11 protein-coding genes are annotated in these 14,332 nt (G+C 47.1%); 2 read left to right on the top strand and 9 right to left on the bottom strand.

All coding sequences use genetic code 11. The features are described from left to right. Positions 1–138 precede the first annotated feature (138 nt). Positions 139–2,430: an OmcA/MtrC family decaheme c-type cytochrome gene (locus SOHN41_RS06565; protein ID WP_007646837.1), complete on the top strand. Its 2,292-nt coding sequence runs from the start codon at positions 139–141 to the stop codon at positions 2,428–2,430. A 379-nt stretch (positions 2,431–2,809) separates the two neighbouring features. Here SOHN41_RS06565 and SOHN41_RS06560 read toward each other — a convergent pair whose 3' ends face one another. Both SOHN41_RS06560 and SOHN41_RS06555 read right to left on the bottom strand, forming a co-directional pair. Next, positions 2,810–3,301: a nuclear transport factor 2 family protein gene (locus tag SOHN41_RS06560; protein WP_007646836.1), complete on the bottom strand. Its 492-nt coding sequence runs from the start codon at positions 3,299–3,301 to the stop codon at positions 2,810–2,812. Between the two features lie 99 nt (positions 3,302–3,400). Then, positions 3,401–3,895 carry an AAA family ATPase gene (locus SOHN41_RS06555; protein ID WP_037458314.1) on the bottom strand — a complete coding sequence of 165 codons (495 nt, stop codon included), beginning with the start codon at positions 3,893–3,895 and terminating at the stop codon, positions 3,401–3,403. A gap of 402 nt (positions 3,896–4,297) precedes the next feature. Between SOHN41_RS06555 and SOHN41_RS06550 the strand changes: the two genes are divergently transcribed. Beyond that, positions 4,298–5,314, top strand: a complete 1,017-nt coding sequence (locus SOHN41_RS06550) for an IS110-like element ISSpu22 family transposase (protein ID WP_007646834.1) — start codon at positions 4,298–4,300, stop codon at positions 5,312–5,314. A 292-nt stretch (positions 5,315–5,606) separates the two neighbouring features. Here SOHN41_RS06550 and SOHN41_RS06545 read toward each other — a convergent pair whose 3' ends face one another. The 7 genes from SOHN41_RS06545 to SOHN41_RS06515 all read right to left on the bottom strand — a co-directional run bounded on the left by SOHN41_RS06545 (position 5,607) and on the right by SOHN41_RS06515 (position 14,300). Next, the gene (locus SOHN41_RS06545) at positions 5,607–6,281 is read right to left on the bottom strand and encodes a DUF2982 domain-containing protein (protein WP_007646833.1); all 675 of its coding nucleotides are present in this window, start codon (positions 6,279–6,281) and stop codon (positions 5,607–5,609) included. Between the two features lie 4 nt (positions 6,282–6,285). Beyond that, positions 6,286–6,984: a YdcF family protein gene (locus tag SOHN41_RS06540; protein ID WP_037458337.1), complete on the bottom strand. Its 699-nt coding sequence runs from the start codon at positions 6,982–6,984 to the stop codon at positions 6,286–6,288. Positions 6,985–7,141: 157 nt separating this feature from the next. After that, positions 7,142–8,059, bottom strand: a complete 918-nt coding sequence (gene mak / locus SOHN41_RS06535) for a fructokinase (protein WP_007646829.1) — start codon at positions 8,057–8,059, stop codon at positions 7,142–7,144. A gap of 68 nt (positions 8,060–8,127) precedes the next feature. Then, complete coding sequence (gene cysQ, locus SOHN41_RS06530; protein WP_007646827.1) at positions 8,128–8,931, bottom strand: 3'(2'),5'-bisphosphate nucleotidase CysQ; 804 nt, start codon at positions 8,929–8,931, stop codon at positions 8,128–8,130. A 281-nt stretch (positions 8,932–9,212) separates the two neighbouring features. After that, a complete protein-coding gene (gene rfbD / locus SOHN41_RS06525; RefSeq protein ID WP_007646821.1) occupies positions 9,213–10,283 on the bottom strand; it encodes a dTDP-4-dehydrorhamnose reductase in 1,071 nt (356 codons plus the stop codon). Continuing rightward, entirely contained in the window at positions 10,273–11,034 is a 762-nt protein-coding gene (locus SOHN41_RS06520; protein WP_007646820.1) for a phosphatase, read from the bottom strand. The genes rfbD and SOHN41_RS06520 overlap by 11 nt, the downstream gene beginning before the upstream one ends. A 44-nt stretch (positions 11,035–11,078) precedes the next feature. Further along, on the bottom strand, positions 11,079–14,300 hold the full coding sequence (locus tag SOHN41_RS06515) for a DEAD/DEAH box helicase (protein WP_007646819.1): 3,222 nt from the start codon (positions 14,298–14,300) through the stop codon (positions 11,079–11,081). Positions 14,301–14,332 lie beyond the last annotated feature (32 nt).

The following is a 14,332-nucleotide window of genomic DNA, read 5'->3' as shown; positions in this document are numbered from 1 at the left end:
TTTAGAATTCCCATTTTAGGGTGTTAAATCATCGTTCACATAACGGATACAAACTTGCAAATACCATTTTATTAGTGGAAATATCCTCCTATATTAGAGTCACTGCGTACGCAGTCATATAGAAAGAAAAGGGACGCGATGATGAAAAACTACAATAAATCTCTACTGGCACTGGCGCTCGTCAGTGCCCTAAGTGTAACCGCCTGCGGGGACGGTGACGATGGCCAAGATGGTGCACCTGGTACACCAGGTACGCCAGGCACACCCGGAACGCCAGGCACACCAGGACTTCCTGCGGGGTCCTTTGCTAAAACAGCGGAATCTATTACCGATCTGAACTTCACCTTAAGTCCTGCGGACATTAAAGTGACAAGCAGTGAAGGTTTTAGTGTTACATTTTCTCTCACGGGTAAGAGTGCTGGTAAAGATGTCCCCTTTATGGGTCTTAGCCGCATTGCCATTTACTCGTTAACGGCCAATGAAAATACTTCGGGAACGGGTGCCCCAATCGAATGGCAAAACAATGCCATGGCAAACAATGTCGATACGACTTCGTTAACTTGTACTCCTACTGGCCTTAACGGTACAACCAAGGTATGTACATTAACCGAAGATGCTGCAGCTCCAGGTACTTATACCGCTACTTGGGCCAATGATGGTGCGGCGCCAATCATTAATCCAAACGATAATCCCAATGCAGTGCATAGGGTATTTGTACGCGCGTACAATATCACCAACAGCGCAGGTGTGACTTTATCGGATAAAGTGCTATCTGTACCCGTTGATTTTATCCCTGCAACAGATGAATTAGGCGTATCGGGTAAAGACACAGTATCGAGTGCAGCATGTAAAAACTGTCACGGTGAAGTAGACGGCCATATCGCTAAGATTGAGGCCCACCATAACTACCAGGACGTTAAAAACTGCGTAACTTGCCATAACCCAGATCAAGTTCCAAGTGATGCACAACTGGCAGAAGGTTGGGTATTTGACTTTGGTCCAATGATCCACAGACTCCATGCGGGTCACCACATTAGTGACAGTCTAAGCGGTGAAGCAAAAGAATATTTTGGTGAAATTGGTTTCCCATCTGACTTGAAAGAATGTAAGACATGCCATGATGGTGCACCAAGCTATAACACCAATATTTATGCCAAGGCCTGTGTGGGTTGTCATATTAATGTGAACTTCGCCACCGGTGAAAACCATTCAGAATTTGGTTTAGCTCAAGCCGATGATACTCAATGTAAATCTTGTCATGGCAGCGGTAGCTTAACACCCGAAGCCGTGCACAGTGTCGGTAAGCGTGCCGAATATGCTGAGCTGTTAAAAGTCGACTTTACCAGTGCAGCAGTCGCTCCATCTGCCACTCTGGGCATGAAGACCTTAACCATCAAAGCCAATGTGACCATGAATGGCACAGCTATTCCTGATGGCACCAACTTAGTCGCATACAATGCCACCAGTAATCCAACCGGTATGTTGGTCACTAACGGCCTGTTGTTAGGCAGTATAGCAACTGACGGAACTGTGTATGCATGGCGCGATGTTAAACCGACCGCAATCAATCTAAACTTAGCAAATGGTACTCTTGCTGGAGGTGTCTTAACCTTCGTGAAAGATATCCCTGACGCACAAGCCGTCGGTACTATCTATGTGAGTTCAGAGGCTAACGCTTGTATTAAAGCTGGCGCCGTAACTAGCTGTAACGCTACTGGGCTCGAGTTTGGTCCAAAAAACCCAATAGGCAACACTTCCCCTGTTAAGTTTTACAGCTTAGATGGTAGTGCAGTTAACACGGCTCGGATGACAGATCCCACTCGGATTACGGTAGAAGAAACAAAATGTAATGCCTGTCACGGCACCTTAGATTATATCAAGGGCACCAGACACGGAACTTACACCTTTGACCAATGTATGAACTGTCACAACGATACATCAGGTTCAACATATCACCCAACAGTAGCCTACAAAGGCGAAGATGGTAGCAAGGTGATTAATCCAAATGTAACCTTCAGTAACAAAGACTTATTTACTGTGGCCCACCGTTTCCACAGTGGTAACTTCGATGTTATCGCAGGCATATTCCGTGACGCTCAAGGTGAGTTAGTTGGTTATCCATCACCAGAAACAGCATGTTCGGCATGTCATAAAGATGGTGCAGAACTGTTTGCAAGCGACGGTGGTTTAACCTCTGGCAAACGCGCAATCAAAGTGGGTAGCAACTATATTACTCCAGTTGCTGAGTCATGCCGTAGCTGTCACGCTCACTCTGATGCAGCGGCTGTCGCTCACTTTAGAAGTAACGGTGCAGTGGTTGAAGCAGATGCGATGACAGATCCTAACCTACCAGTAGAATCATGCGCGACCTGCCATGCTGAAGGTAAAACCTATGGCATAGATAAGGTACACGCAGAGGTAGCACACTAGTACTAGTACCTTTGGGTTGCCCTGCACAACCCAGATTTCATCTCTGCAACTCATTGGGGACCCTAGGGTCCCCTTTTTTATCCGCTCAATAGTCAGCGTGAAATTGGCATACTAAATCGGCATATAGGCTTCAATCTAGTGCCTCAGTTTATGAACGAGAGCCATGGACTGCGAACTGGCAGTTAAATAACCTGAGATCGGTTTAACAAGCCATCACTGCAATAGCATTAAACTCCGCATTAGTGAGGTTCAGTTGTGGCTTATTGTCTTCAATTAATAGGCGATGGATTCCTAACTCTAATTCGTGAGTTTCGGATTAAAATTTCTATGGATTAACGCCAGAATTAAGCCGCGAAACGGCTTCGGCTTGAATGAACGGTTAGGACTCGCTTACGGGCCGGTGACCATAACTGAGCACCCGGGTAATCTCCCACTTGCCATTTTGCTCGCGCCAGATCATGGTGAAATCAGCCAGACCTTCACATGTGCCACTCGAGAACTGGCAGAAGCGGTGCGAACCCTGTGCAATGGCACCAAAGCCCTTGATTGGATAGACCTTCAAGGAGCCCGGTACGATCTCGCGACTGAACTTGCCACAGACATTCTTGCGAGTGCCAGCGATCATGTCCTCACGAGTCCAGGTGACCCCACCGTTGTCATGGTAGAACTCAACGTCCACCGCAAAGTAACTGGCGTGTTTATCGAGTTCCCCTGGCTCGGCGCAGTGGTTGAATGCATCGAATACTGCAGTGTCCAGCGCTGCCACAGTGTTGTAAAGGCTTTTGTGCTCGGGTGTAGTCTCGGCATCGGCCCCAAAGATGATGATGGTTGCGGCAAAGGCGGCAACTAGGGCAATGTTCGTAGATCTCATAAAATCAAAGACTCCTGAAAAGTGGGTTGTGAGTCCTAACGTCGCACTCTGCGGAAATGTAGGGACGCCAGCGAGTAAATGTTCTGTATCAGTGCCTTGTTATGCATTCCGCACCACTTTAATTATATTGAAGCCTTCCTCGGGTGTGGGGGCTATAAAATACTTTGTAACCAGCTCAAACATCTCTGCTGTACCAGTTGCGGCTCTTTCAGGCTGTTCTATACATCTTTTCCCAATCTGTTTTAGGCAGATTTCATTTGGCAAGTCGATGTATACCAGACTATGCGGAGCTTCGATCTCGGAGAAAACACTCCGAAACCAATCTCTCTGCGAAAGAGTATTGGCTGGAAAGTCCATCACTACACTGGTTCCCGAAGACAAAATAGATTGAACCAGCTTTTTGATCTGTGGTTTAAGTAGATTTGAATATTCAATATAGTCATTAAGTGATGAAATCTTATTTGGGTAGAGTGCCGCAAGCCATTCATCTTCAGAAAGCAAAACTGCATTGCCTTCCCGCGCGATTTCAATAGCCTTAGTCGATTTTCCTGCCCCCATTTTGCCACAGAAAAAGGTCAATACTCCTTTGCTCATAGTTTCCTCTATTTTGATGCATAACGTCTTAGTATTTATGCGCTGCGCGGTTTGCAGGGCATAAATCGCTCATTGACTAACCCTCAAATATGGCCACTGCCACATCCCTGTAAATGGGTATAAATGATGCTATAGGAATTCGCTTTTTGGCGGTAGCGGTTTTTTATACAGTTTGGAGGGTAATCACTTGATATCGTTTTAGCTTTATCATTCTGTTTAGCTCACTTGGGGAAATAGCTTTTTAGCTAAACGAACAGTATAAGGGTGGGTTAGGATTGGCATTGTTGCACCTATGATCTTCTAAAACAGGGATAATGGAATGGACCCATCCACTTTTAATCGGCCTCGCAATGGGCCACGATGTAGTCGCTAAAACTCATCAAAAAGAGGACGGGTCCACCTATGAAGATTACTACAATCGGTTTAGATATCGCAAAGTCTGTTTTTCATCTTGTTGGTGTTGATAAAGCTGGCAAGTTAATCAAAAAGAAAATGCTTAGACGCAAAGACTTGCTGCCCTTTGTCGCGAAAATTGAGCCTTGCCTTATCGTTATGGAGGCGTGTGGCGGCGCGAGTTATTGGGCCAGAGAATTCGAGCAATTTGGGCACGTAGTTAAGTTAATTGCCCCGCAGTATGTGGTTCCTTTTAGGCAAGGTAATAAAAATGACTACAACGATGCGCTAGCCATTGCCGAGGCTGCGCAGCGGCCCAACATGCGGTTTGTAAAACCCAAAAGCGTCGAGCAGCAAGATGTGCAACTGCTCCACCGTATGCGCGAACGATTAACTAAACAATCAACAGCCTTAATCAATCAGGTCAGAGGGATGCTAGCGGAATACGGCATTGTGATGACCAAAAGTAAATCGGCTTTTAAAGCCCAGTTACCTGATATTTTGGTCGATGAAGCCAATACACTGACCACCAAGGGTAGAGCCATCTTTTATCAGTTATATGATGAGGTTATCGACATTGAAAAACGGCTTAAGAGTTGTGACACTCAAGTACTAAACGAAACTCAAAACAATGTGATTTGTCAGCGATTACAGACTATCCCTGGTGTTGGGCCTGTCACCGCTACGGCGATTTATGCTGCAGTGGGTGACGGTAAAGACTTTAGCAATGGCCGACATTTTTCAGCTTGGTGTGGCTTAGTACCTAAGCAGCACAGCAGCGGAGGTAAAGATAACCTCCTCGGGATAAGTAAGCGGGGAAACGCCTATTTACGTACGCTGTTCATCCACGGCGCCAGAGCGGTGTTGCGACACAGTGGGAGTAAGTCGGATAAGTTGAGTTGTTGGGCTATTCAGCTAGCGGAACGCCGAGGTTTCAATCGTGCGTGTGTGGCCGTCGCGAATAAGCTCGCCAGAATGTCATGGGTTATCGCGGCACGTGAAGAAGAGTTTCGGCTCGCTATGTAACAACATCAAATGTACTTATTATGTTAACGATTAACCAACCAGCAAGTTGCTAAGACACTTGATTTGATGATGAGACAGTCAGACTGATCTACTAAAAACCTTACGAAAACATAGGCTCTGATGAAGCCGCAGGGATGATAAGGACAGTAGAAGCAAATATCCATCAGGGCCAGAGGAATCCCTCAATAACAGGCCGAATATATGGGTGCAATGAACTCTTCTCAAAATTGATATCGAATGTCTTGCAAACCGGATGGGTCCATATATGTTTTAGTCGATCCCTCACGCCTAACTATGACATCCCCTGTGCAATACGCTGCCTTAACAGTTTAATAAATTCTTTTGGCTCTCGGTCCAAACTGTCGTGGGGAATATACAGGTGATATCCCAAGTGAGTATTGAGCATCACACAGCGATGCCCAAACATCGCTAATACGCCGCGATAACGATCCCCTTCGACCACCAGTGGGCTAAATTCGGCCCCAAGGTAAGTTTCTAGGGTAGCAAGGTCCTCCTGCTGGGAGGCTGCAGTGACCAACAAAGGACGCTGCTCAGTCAATAATCCCGCGGCTAAACGCAGGGAAATATTATCGAGTATGGGATTAAGGTGTTTGAGTTTTATCCCTAAATAGGACAACTCAATAGTGTCTACACCCAGTGTTACCCTAGGAATATCGACCCGCTGAATATTATCCCAAGTGATGGACACCTTGCCGCGGCGATGGAAATAGGTCAGCCCTTGCTCGTCGATACAAATAGTCGTTTCCGGTTCATATACCTTAGCCAAACCTAAGATCAAGGCAATGGCCCCCAGGCTGAAAAAGACTAGACCTATCGCCATTAGCTCAGGAAAAACGATAAACACACCAAAGCCTAAAATAACAGCACTGGCACCAATCCAAGTTAACGTCAGCCCATTGCGCTTCGACAACGGTCGAATAGAGACTACATCTGACTCTAAAGTCATCACTTTATTCCTGTTTTACCCATAACCATAAACGGCCAATATATTCATGAATAGCCCGTTGGGAGGCTAATAAATGATCACCCGTCACACGCCAACCAAAGTCATCCCGTGCAATAAAATCCGTTGGCGCCGCACTAGGATGCAACCCTTTAGCGGTAAAAATCGCCATAGCCCTTGGCATATGGGAGGCCGAAGTGACTAAACGAAAGGCTTCATCCCCTAGCTCCCATTTTGCATATTGTGCTTCTTCTAAGGTATCCCGCGCGAGGGGAAATCGAATGATCTTATTTTTATCGACGCCCAGCTCTACGGCTGCATTTGCCATCATTTCAGCATGGGGGTTCTGGGTAAGTTCGCCCCCCCAGCCGCTCACCAGCAACTTACAATCCTGACCTAAGTTAAGTTGCCGTATTCCTTCAGAAAGTCTTGCAAGGGCTACGGCAGAAAGTGATTGCACCGCCGTTGCACCTTGGATATCGGAATGGGCCGAACCTAATACCATTACATAGCACTGACCGGAAATAGGGGCGGAATTAATGGGATACTGTGCTTCTAACGGCCGCACTAGGGTATCCACACCCAGTTGGCTACCGAGAAAAAGTAACAGGAAAAATGCACTCGCAACTAGGCATTTCGCCAAGTTGCGACGACGCCAAACGAATATTGAAACGAGCAGTAACAACAAGATAAAGGGAATAGGCATGATCCCCTGAGAAACAATTTTTTTTACCCAAAATAGGATATCCATCCCAAGCCCCTCCAAAAAGCGCCATCATAGCATCAAAAGTGCCATAAACCATCGCCCAGCACTAGGCTGGGCGATGGTTTAAAAGTGCGCACGGGTAATATACTCGCAGGAATTATTTTTCCCATAACCAAGCGGCGCCGCGAACGCCCGATGAGCAGCCATAAAGGTTCTGGACCACAGGGGTACGACATTCACGCCCAACCACATAATGGGTTAATAAGGCGGGTAATCGTGGATAAATCGCCTCCACATTTGACATACCGCCCCCCAGCACAATCGCATCGGGATCGAGCAGATTAATCACATGGGCCAGTGAGCGGGCGAGCCTATCCATGTAGCGATCAAAGGCAGCGACGGCGATATCATCATGTTGATCGACTAATAACATGATATCGGCACCCGACTTCGCGGGCGCTCGACTTTTGTCCGCCGACTCTAATGCCGCATTATAATCACGGACAAAACCCGTACCGGAAATAAAAGTTTCAATACAATCTGGGTTACCACAGAAACAGCGGGTAGTATTGAACTCTTCCTTCGTCATCCAAGGCAGTGGGTTATGTCCCCACTCACCACCGATCCCATTACCGCCGGCATGGACTTTACCGTTAATTGCCACGCCAGCGCCGCAGCCCGTACCGATAATCACGCCAAATACCACAGACTTTCCCGCGGCTGCGCCATCGACCGCCTCAGAAACCGCAAAGCAGTTCGCATCATTGGCGACACGCACCTCACGCCCAAGCAATTCGCCTAAATTCACATCGAGCGGGTGACCATTAATCCAAGTAGAATTGGCATTTTTAACTAAACCTGAATAGGGAGATATGACGCCGGGAATACCCACCCCCACAGTACCTTTTTCACCTAAGGTTGCTTCGGCTTCGTTGACTAAATCGACAATGGCGTTAAGGGTCCCCTGATAGTCACGCGGTGTTGTAACACGCTTGCGAAATAGCTCATTGCCTTCTTCGCCTAGGGCCACTAATTCTATTTTTGTTCCGCCTAAATCGATGCCCATGCGTATCATGAATCGCTACTCCAATTTTATCTTGCCGTGTTATCGAGTGCATATACCGCACTCGATTCACGTTATGGTTATGCTACCCAGCCTGGGGCTGTAGCAATAAAGTAAGGGTTTAATATTTCTGGTTTTTGATTGTATGTTAAGGGTAAACCAGAGTCATAACAGACGACACTTCCGCCTGCGCTTTCCAATACGGCCTGTGCTGCGGCCGTGTCCCACTCGCTAGTAGGACCTAATCTAGGGTAGAGATCGGCCTCCCCCTCTGCCAACATACAAAACTTCAATGAACTGCCCACGCTTAACATCTGGTGCTGACCCAAATGCTGCAGATACTCGGCGATATCAGGGCTCAAGTGGGAACGACTGCCGACAACTATCGGCGTTTGCCGCGGGCGAGTCACTCCCAGTAATGGGCTTTCCTGCCCCGCTTTTTGTCGCCAAGCACCCAAATGTTTTGCCCCATAATAATAAGTGTCAAGCACGGGGGCATATACAACACCAGCCAATGCAATCCCCTGATGAATAAGAGCAATATTGACCGTAAATTCACCGTTTCGCTTAATAAACTCTTTGGTGCCATCTAAGGGGTCGATCAACCAATAGGTGTCCCACTGCCTGCGTTCATCCCAACTGATTTCAGCGGCCTCTTCGGACATCACGGGAATACCCACAAATCGCTCAGCCAGTGATGCCACAATCACCCTGTGGGCCGCAATATCGGCGGCCGTCACCGGACTGTCATCGCCCTTATGGCTTACGGAAAAGTCCTCTTGACCATAAATCGTCATAATGGCCTCACCCGCGGCTTTGGCAATGTCCACCACCGCCAGTAAATCTTGCTTAGTGAGGGTCGCCACTGTGGTCTTATCTGTCATTTCGATGTCCTTTATCCGTTAAGTATCTTGGCATTATGCCATCGCCATGGATTGAAAATTAAGAACAAATTCATCATACATCGAGCAAAATTGACTAAGAAAATCGCTGACGCCTATTGGGCCTAGGGTAAAAACACTTAGGCTCCCGAGTCTAAGCCAAGCCTAACAGGCTGAAAAGAGCCATAGGGGCAGCTGCATTCGTATTCACAGGCGAGATGTGGGCAAAATGGCTATCACAGCAACAAATAACGGTGCGCCGCTATCACGTTCATCTTCACCATCTACATCGATTGCAGCATGATCTTGAGTTGTTGCCGCCAATCCTGCCACACTATCGACATAAGAAGATCTTGATTATTCTGTAAATTTTGTGTCTGTAACTCTGGCATAGCCATGAAATGCTGCAATTTTTCACTGCAAAGTGCACTGTAGCTAGGCCTTAGTGCAAGGGATTTTCCCTGCATCAAAGCCTTAGCGGCATAGCCTGCGCTATCGATTGGCACTATGGGAATTTGCTTGGTTAACAGCTTGAATTGAAGTGCTTGACGCTGGATCTCACAGGCAAAATGATACCAACTACATTCACCAAGGCCAGCGTAATGGAACATCCCCTGCCCCTGCTTGAGGATCAACTGCCACACAGTGTGCGCCAGCGCATCACTCCAAGTGGGCGAGCCGATTTGATCGTCAATAACAGTTAGACTCGCTTGGGTTTGCATCAGCTTAAGCATAGTTTTGACAAAATTATGCCCATCTTGCCCGTAGAGCCAAGCGGTCCTAATGACTAAAGCACGTTCACCCAGCAGTCCAAGTACCGCATTCTCGCCCGCCAATTTGCTCTTACCATAAACAGACAGAGGCGAAGGAGAGTCGGTTTCTCGGTAGGGGGATGTTTTGTGCGAATGGCAGGTATCAGAGCTCACCACGTCGCAGTCAAAAGCGCCGCCACTAATCCCTTCACCGCTAAACACCCCGCCATTAAATACATAGTCACTGGAAATATGTACTAAACGCGCACCTAGATTAACGCATTGTTTAGCAAGAAGTTCAGGGCCGAGTGAGTTAACCCTGTAAGCGAGTTCAGGCTCGCGTTCGGCATCATCCACCCCATTATAGGCGGCGCAATTGATCACCCAATCGGGCCGATATTCACTAAATGCCTTTGCCACAACCAATGCATCGCTAATATCAAGCTGCTCCCGGGTCAGGGGAATTAACCTGAATGCCTGAGCAATAGTGCTGGACCTACGTTGCAGCGCCTTGGCCAGTTGGCTATCGGCCCCCGTGATAAGCACAGTTTGCGGCCCATTAGCCGTGGTATTCCCATGGTCAGTCAAGTGCTTATTTATCATTGTCATCATTGAAAAGGGCAGCCAGATCAGCAACGGTGTGGTGGCCGCGACCCGCTAAAAAGGCCAGTAATGCCCCGGGGCTGCGATTAAGTAAGTGAGATTCGGGATAAGCCACAGCATCAATAATAGTTTTAGCGCAGCCAAACTCCCCTAAACTGAAGGCCACATGGGAGTCAGAGCCCATAACCAAGATAGTCCCAAATTCCTTTGCCGCCTTAGCAATGGCGGTACAATTGGCTTCACTGCCCTTGCGGGAGACTTCAAAGGAGGAATTATTGATTTCCAATGCCACACCATGTTCGGCGGCGGCGCGGGCAACGGCTTCAATATCAATAGGATAAGCAGGATTACCGGGATGGGTAATAATATCGACCTTACCGCTTTTAATGGTATTGATCATCGCCTCAGTATGAGTTGCCCTATCCGATGGTGGATAAACTGGCTCGTGAAATCCCGCGAGCACTATATCGAGCTGGGATAAATAATCCCCAAAGTAATCAATCTCACCGTCGATATTTTTGATATTGGCTTCAATACCACGCAAAATTCCGACACCATCCACCATGCGGGGCAACACCCTTAAATTCACAAAGTGCCAGAAATGCGGCGCATCGGCCATGGCTGGCCCATGATCTGTGGTCGCAAACAGACGAATGCCCTTCTGCTTGGCTACGGCAATGTAATCGTGAATGGTACTGTACGCATGGCTCGATGCCACCGTATGAGTATGAGTGTCGACTTGATACTGCATGGTTCACCTCTGTCAGATAATTCAATCAATTAAATACATTAGAACTAGCTAAACAGTGATAACAATTCTTCGGCACTGCCTTGCCATGTTCCCTTGCCTTTGCCCTCGAGAATACTGTCCGCCAAGCTTTGCTTATGTTGCTGCATTTCTTGGATTTTTTCCTCGACAGTTCCTTCGGCAATTAATTTATACACAAATACGGGCTTGTTTTGGCCGATGCGATGGGCGCGGTCCGTGGCTTGTTTTTCCGTGGCAGGATTCCACCAAGGATCGTAGTGAATAACCGTATCTGCGCCTGTGAGGTTAAGCCCAGTACCGCCAGCTTTTAAGCTAATTAAGAACACAGGCGTATCGCCCTCTTGGAATTTATCTATCTGCACTTGGCGCAGCCGAGTCTGCCCAGTGAGCTTACTGTAATCCATATTTAAGGACTGTAACTCGGCTTCGATCAGGGTCAACATGCTAGTAAACTGACTAAAAATTAAGATCTTACGCCCTTCTTGCACCATCTCGGGTAAATTTTGAGTAAGCCAGTTTAACTTAGCATTATTTTTGACCTTTTGTGCCTGCTCTAGCTTCACTAACCTAGGGTCACAGCAGGCCTGACGCAATTTGAGCAATGCATCCAAAAACTCAATATGGCTGCTACCAACCCCTTGGGTCGAAAACAAATCCCTCAGCTTTTTCTCCATGCTTAAGCGTATGATCTCATAGAGATTGCGTTGATCCTTTTCAAGCTCTAGGGTTTGGATAATTTCCGTCTTAGCCGGTAATTCAGTGATAACTTGATCTTTGGTTCTGCGCAGCACAAAGGGGGCGATGCGCTGGCTTAATATCTTAGCCTTTTCGGTATCACCATAGCGCTCGATACTGTATCTAAAGGATTTGTTAAAGAAGGCATTTGTCCCTAAAAGTCCTGGTAAACAAAAATCCATTAACGATTTCAGCTCACCTAAGTGATTTTCCAGCGGTGTCCCCGTTAGGCATAATTTAAAGGGAGAGTGCAATTCCTTGATGACTTGTGTCACCTTCGCTTGGGCATTTTTTATCTGCTGGGCTTCATCGAGTATGATGTGTTCAAAATGATGTAATTGATAATATTCATTATCCCGCACCATTAATGGATATGTTGTCACCACTATATCGTATTCGGTTAAGCGTTCGAGCAGAGGTTTACGCTGGGCGCCATGGATCACCACTAGCTTTAACGAAGGGGAAAATTTAGCGGCTTCTTTGGCCCAATTGCCCACTAAACTGGTGGGGCAAATAATTAGGCTCGGTGCACGGCGGGTTCCCGCGGCAGCTAACTCTTGCTGTTTGAGTAGAAAAGCTAAGGTTTGAACCGTTTTGCCTAGCCCCATATCGTCAGCTAAGATACCGCCAAGTTGGTACTCTTTTAAAAAACAAAGCCAATTTAAACCTTGATGTTGATAATGGCGTAATTCAGCTTGTAATTGCTGAGGCAAATCCACCGCAACGACTCCCTGAAATTGCGCCAGTTTCGCCGCTAGATTTCTGACCCGTTCACCATTTAATAAACCAATTTCACTGTCGACAAAATCATTAAGCAAATGGGCTCGATACTTTGGCAAAGCAACGCTGTGACCCTTGTGACTATCAAATAGCTCTAAAATAATACTCACTAATGGTTTGATCACGCTGGCTTTGACTTTTAACCAATCCCCATTCGGACTTGGTAACAGTAACTCAGCATCATCCGCGGGCTCACCATACTGCTTAAGCCAAGTGGCAATTAAGGGCAGCATGGGGACTATTTGGCCATCGATATCGGCATTGAGTGATAGGGAAAACCAACCTTCCTGCGAATCATCGAGTTCAATCGCCAATGGAGTGTCGATCACATTTAAACTGAAATTATCGGCAAAATGTACTTGGTAACCCAAGGCCTCTAATGCTGGTATTTCCTGTTGAATAAAGTGCAGCCAAGCATCGATCGTTTCAGGCAGTGAACCTACCCCCCATATACTGACATAGTTGCCACTGTTAGGGATAAAAGAAGGTGCAAGCTCGACCAGCTCCAATGCCATTAGACGATGAACGACATTCATTTCCGCATCTAATTGCCGTGTGACTTGATAGGTTTTGCCTTGGTGGGTGACTAAGGATATGGGTTCGTCTGGATACCGGCCGCCGAGCACCACATCCTGATAGACAAACTCCAGCAGCACTAGCGGCTGCGCCATAGCAAACTCGGGTAACTCCTGCGACGTTAAGGTTAACCTGACTTGCAGCGGCACTTGCAACTCGACAAAATCAATCGAAGCGGGCGTAGGCACAGTTTTCGCCGAAAAATGCTTAATCAATTTGTGGCTCACAAGTTCTATTTGCGAGCTAGGCACAGGGGGCATCTGACTGAGTAACAATAGCTTTTCAACGCTGATCTCTGTCTCTAATGTACCTATTTTAAAATAATCTAAGTCGATGTAACTCGGCGGCTCACAGGGTATCAGCTCCCAATTGTCTTTATTGGGTAGCATTAACTGCATCTGTTTATGCTCGGCATCCCTATCGAGCCAAATAAATTCAGGCTTGATTGACTCACCTCGGGTGAGCGGTAAACGACTTTCCTCCCAAAAACACCGCTCAGTAAGGAGCATTTTTTCCAGCGCCATGGCACCTAGCTGAGCTTTAAGGTACAGACGCGAGGCGCCGTGGCGGCGGGTGGACATGATAAGATTGATGATGAGCACATCTTCGGCGCCAATCCAAGCAGGCATATAGTATTGCACGTCGGATAACGCGATTTTCGAGCCTTTGTTATAGCCGCCTTTCTTCGCCAGCTTGCCTTTTCTGAGTTCAAGGTAAACGCCATTATCATCTTTGGATAACACGTACAGCACGCGATCGTCATAGAGTAAATCGACATTTGAAACCGTGAGGTCATCACTTTCATCTAATAGATGTAACCACTGGGCAATACGTTGATCTTCAACGGTTCTATCGCTCAGTAAACTATAAAGAACCGCGGCAATATGCTTGCAATGTCCTGTGGCAGGACAGGAGCAGAAGCCATTCATGATCAATTTATGGTTTACACTCACGAGGCGAATATCTTGTCGATAGGGCTGGGATTCCGTCCCCATGACGCGACCTTCAATATGACGAAAATCGGCGTTCGCTTTGGCGCTCAAGACCCGTCCCTTCATCACATAATCACGGGCGCGCATTAAGGTTGGCGGCGTGAATAATGACTCAATCGTGCTTCGAGTCAATTGGATAGGATCTTGGGGGGACAAGCGATTCATGTAAAAACCTTGAAACTAAAAATATCGATACC

Source organism: Shewanella sp. HN-41 (genome assembly GCF_000217915.1).
Lineage (GTDB): Bacteria > Pseudomonadota > Gammaproteobacteria > Enterobacterales > Shewanellaceae > Shewanella.
The sequence above is the reverse complement of the archived record's forward strand: the minus strand, read 5'-3'. Positions and strand labels throughout refer to the sequence as shown.

What these genes read in the sequence shown, in the direction of transcription:
- SOHN41_RS06565 (WP_007646837.1), top strand. Translation starts at nt 139, where the DNA reads ATGATGAAAAACTACAATAAATCTCTACTGGCACTGGCGCTCGTCAGT.
- SOHN41_RS06560 (WP_007646836.1), bottom strand. Translation starts at nt 3,301, where the DNA reads ATGAGATCTACGAACATTGCCCTAGTTGCCGCCTTTGCCGCAACCATC.
- SOHN41_RS06555 (WP_037458314.1), bottom strand. Translation starts at nt 3,895, where the DNA reads ATGAGCAAAGGAGTATTGACCTTTTTCTGTGGCAAAATGGGGGCAGGA.
- SOHN41_RS06550 (WP_007646834.1), top strand. Translation starts at nt 4,298, where the DNA reads ATGAAGATTACTACAATCGGTTTAGATATCGCAAAGTCTGTTTTTCAT.
- SOHN41_RS06545 (WP_007646833.1), bottom strand. Translation starts at nt 6,281, where the DNA reads ATGACTTTAGAGTCAGATGTAGTCTCTATTCGACCGTTGTCGAAGCGC.
- SOHN41_RS06540 (WP_037458337.1), bottom strand. Translation starts at nt 6,984, where the DNA reads ATGCCTATTCCCTTTATCTTGTTGTTACTGCTCGTTTCAATATTCGTT.
- mak (WP_007646829.1), bottom strand. Translation starts at nt 8,059, where the DNA reads ATGATACGCATGGGCATCGATTTAGGCGGAACAAAAATAGAATTAGTG.
- cysQ (WP_007646827.1), bottom strand. Translation starts at nt 8,931, where the DNA reads ATGACAGATAAGACCACAGTGGCGACCCTCACTAAGCAAGATTTACTG.
- rfbD (WP_007646821.1), bottom strand. Translation starts at nt 10,283, where the DNA reads ATGATAAATAAGCACTTGACTGACCATGGGAATACCACGGCTAATGGG.
- SOHN41_RS06520 (WP_007646820.1), bottom strand. Translation starts at nt 11,034, where the DNA reads ATGCAGTATCAAGTCGACACTCATACTCATACGGTGGCATCGAGCCAT.
- SOHN41_RS06515 (WP_007646819.1), bottom strand. Translation starts at nt 14,300, where the DNA reads ATGAATCGCTTGTCCCCCCAAGATCCTATCCAATTGACTCGAAGCACG.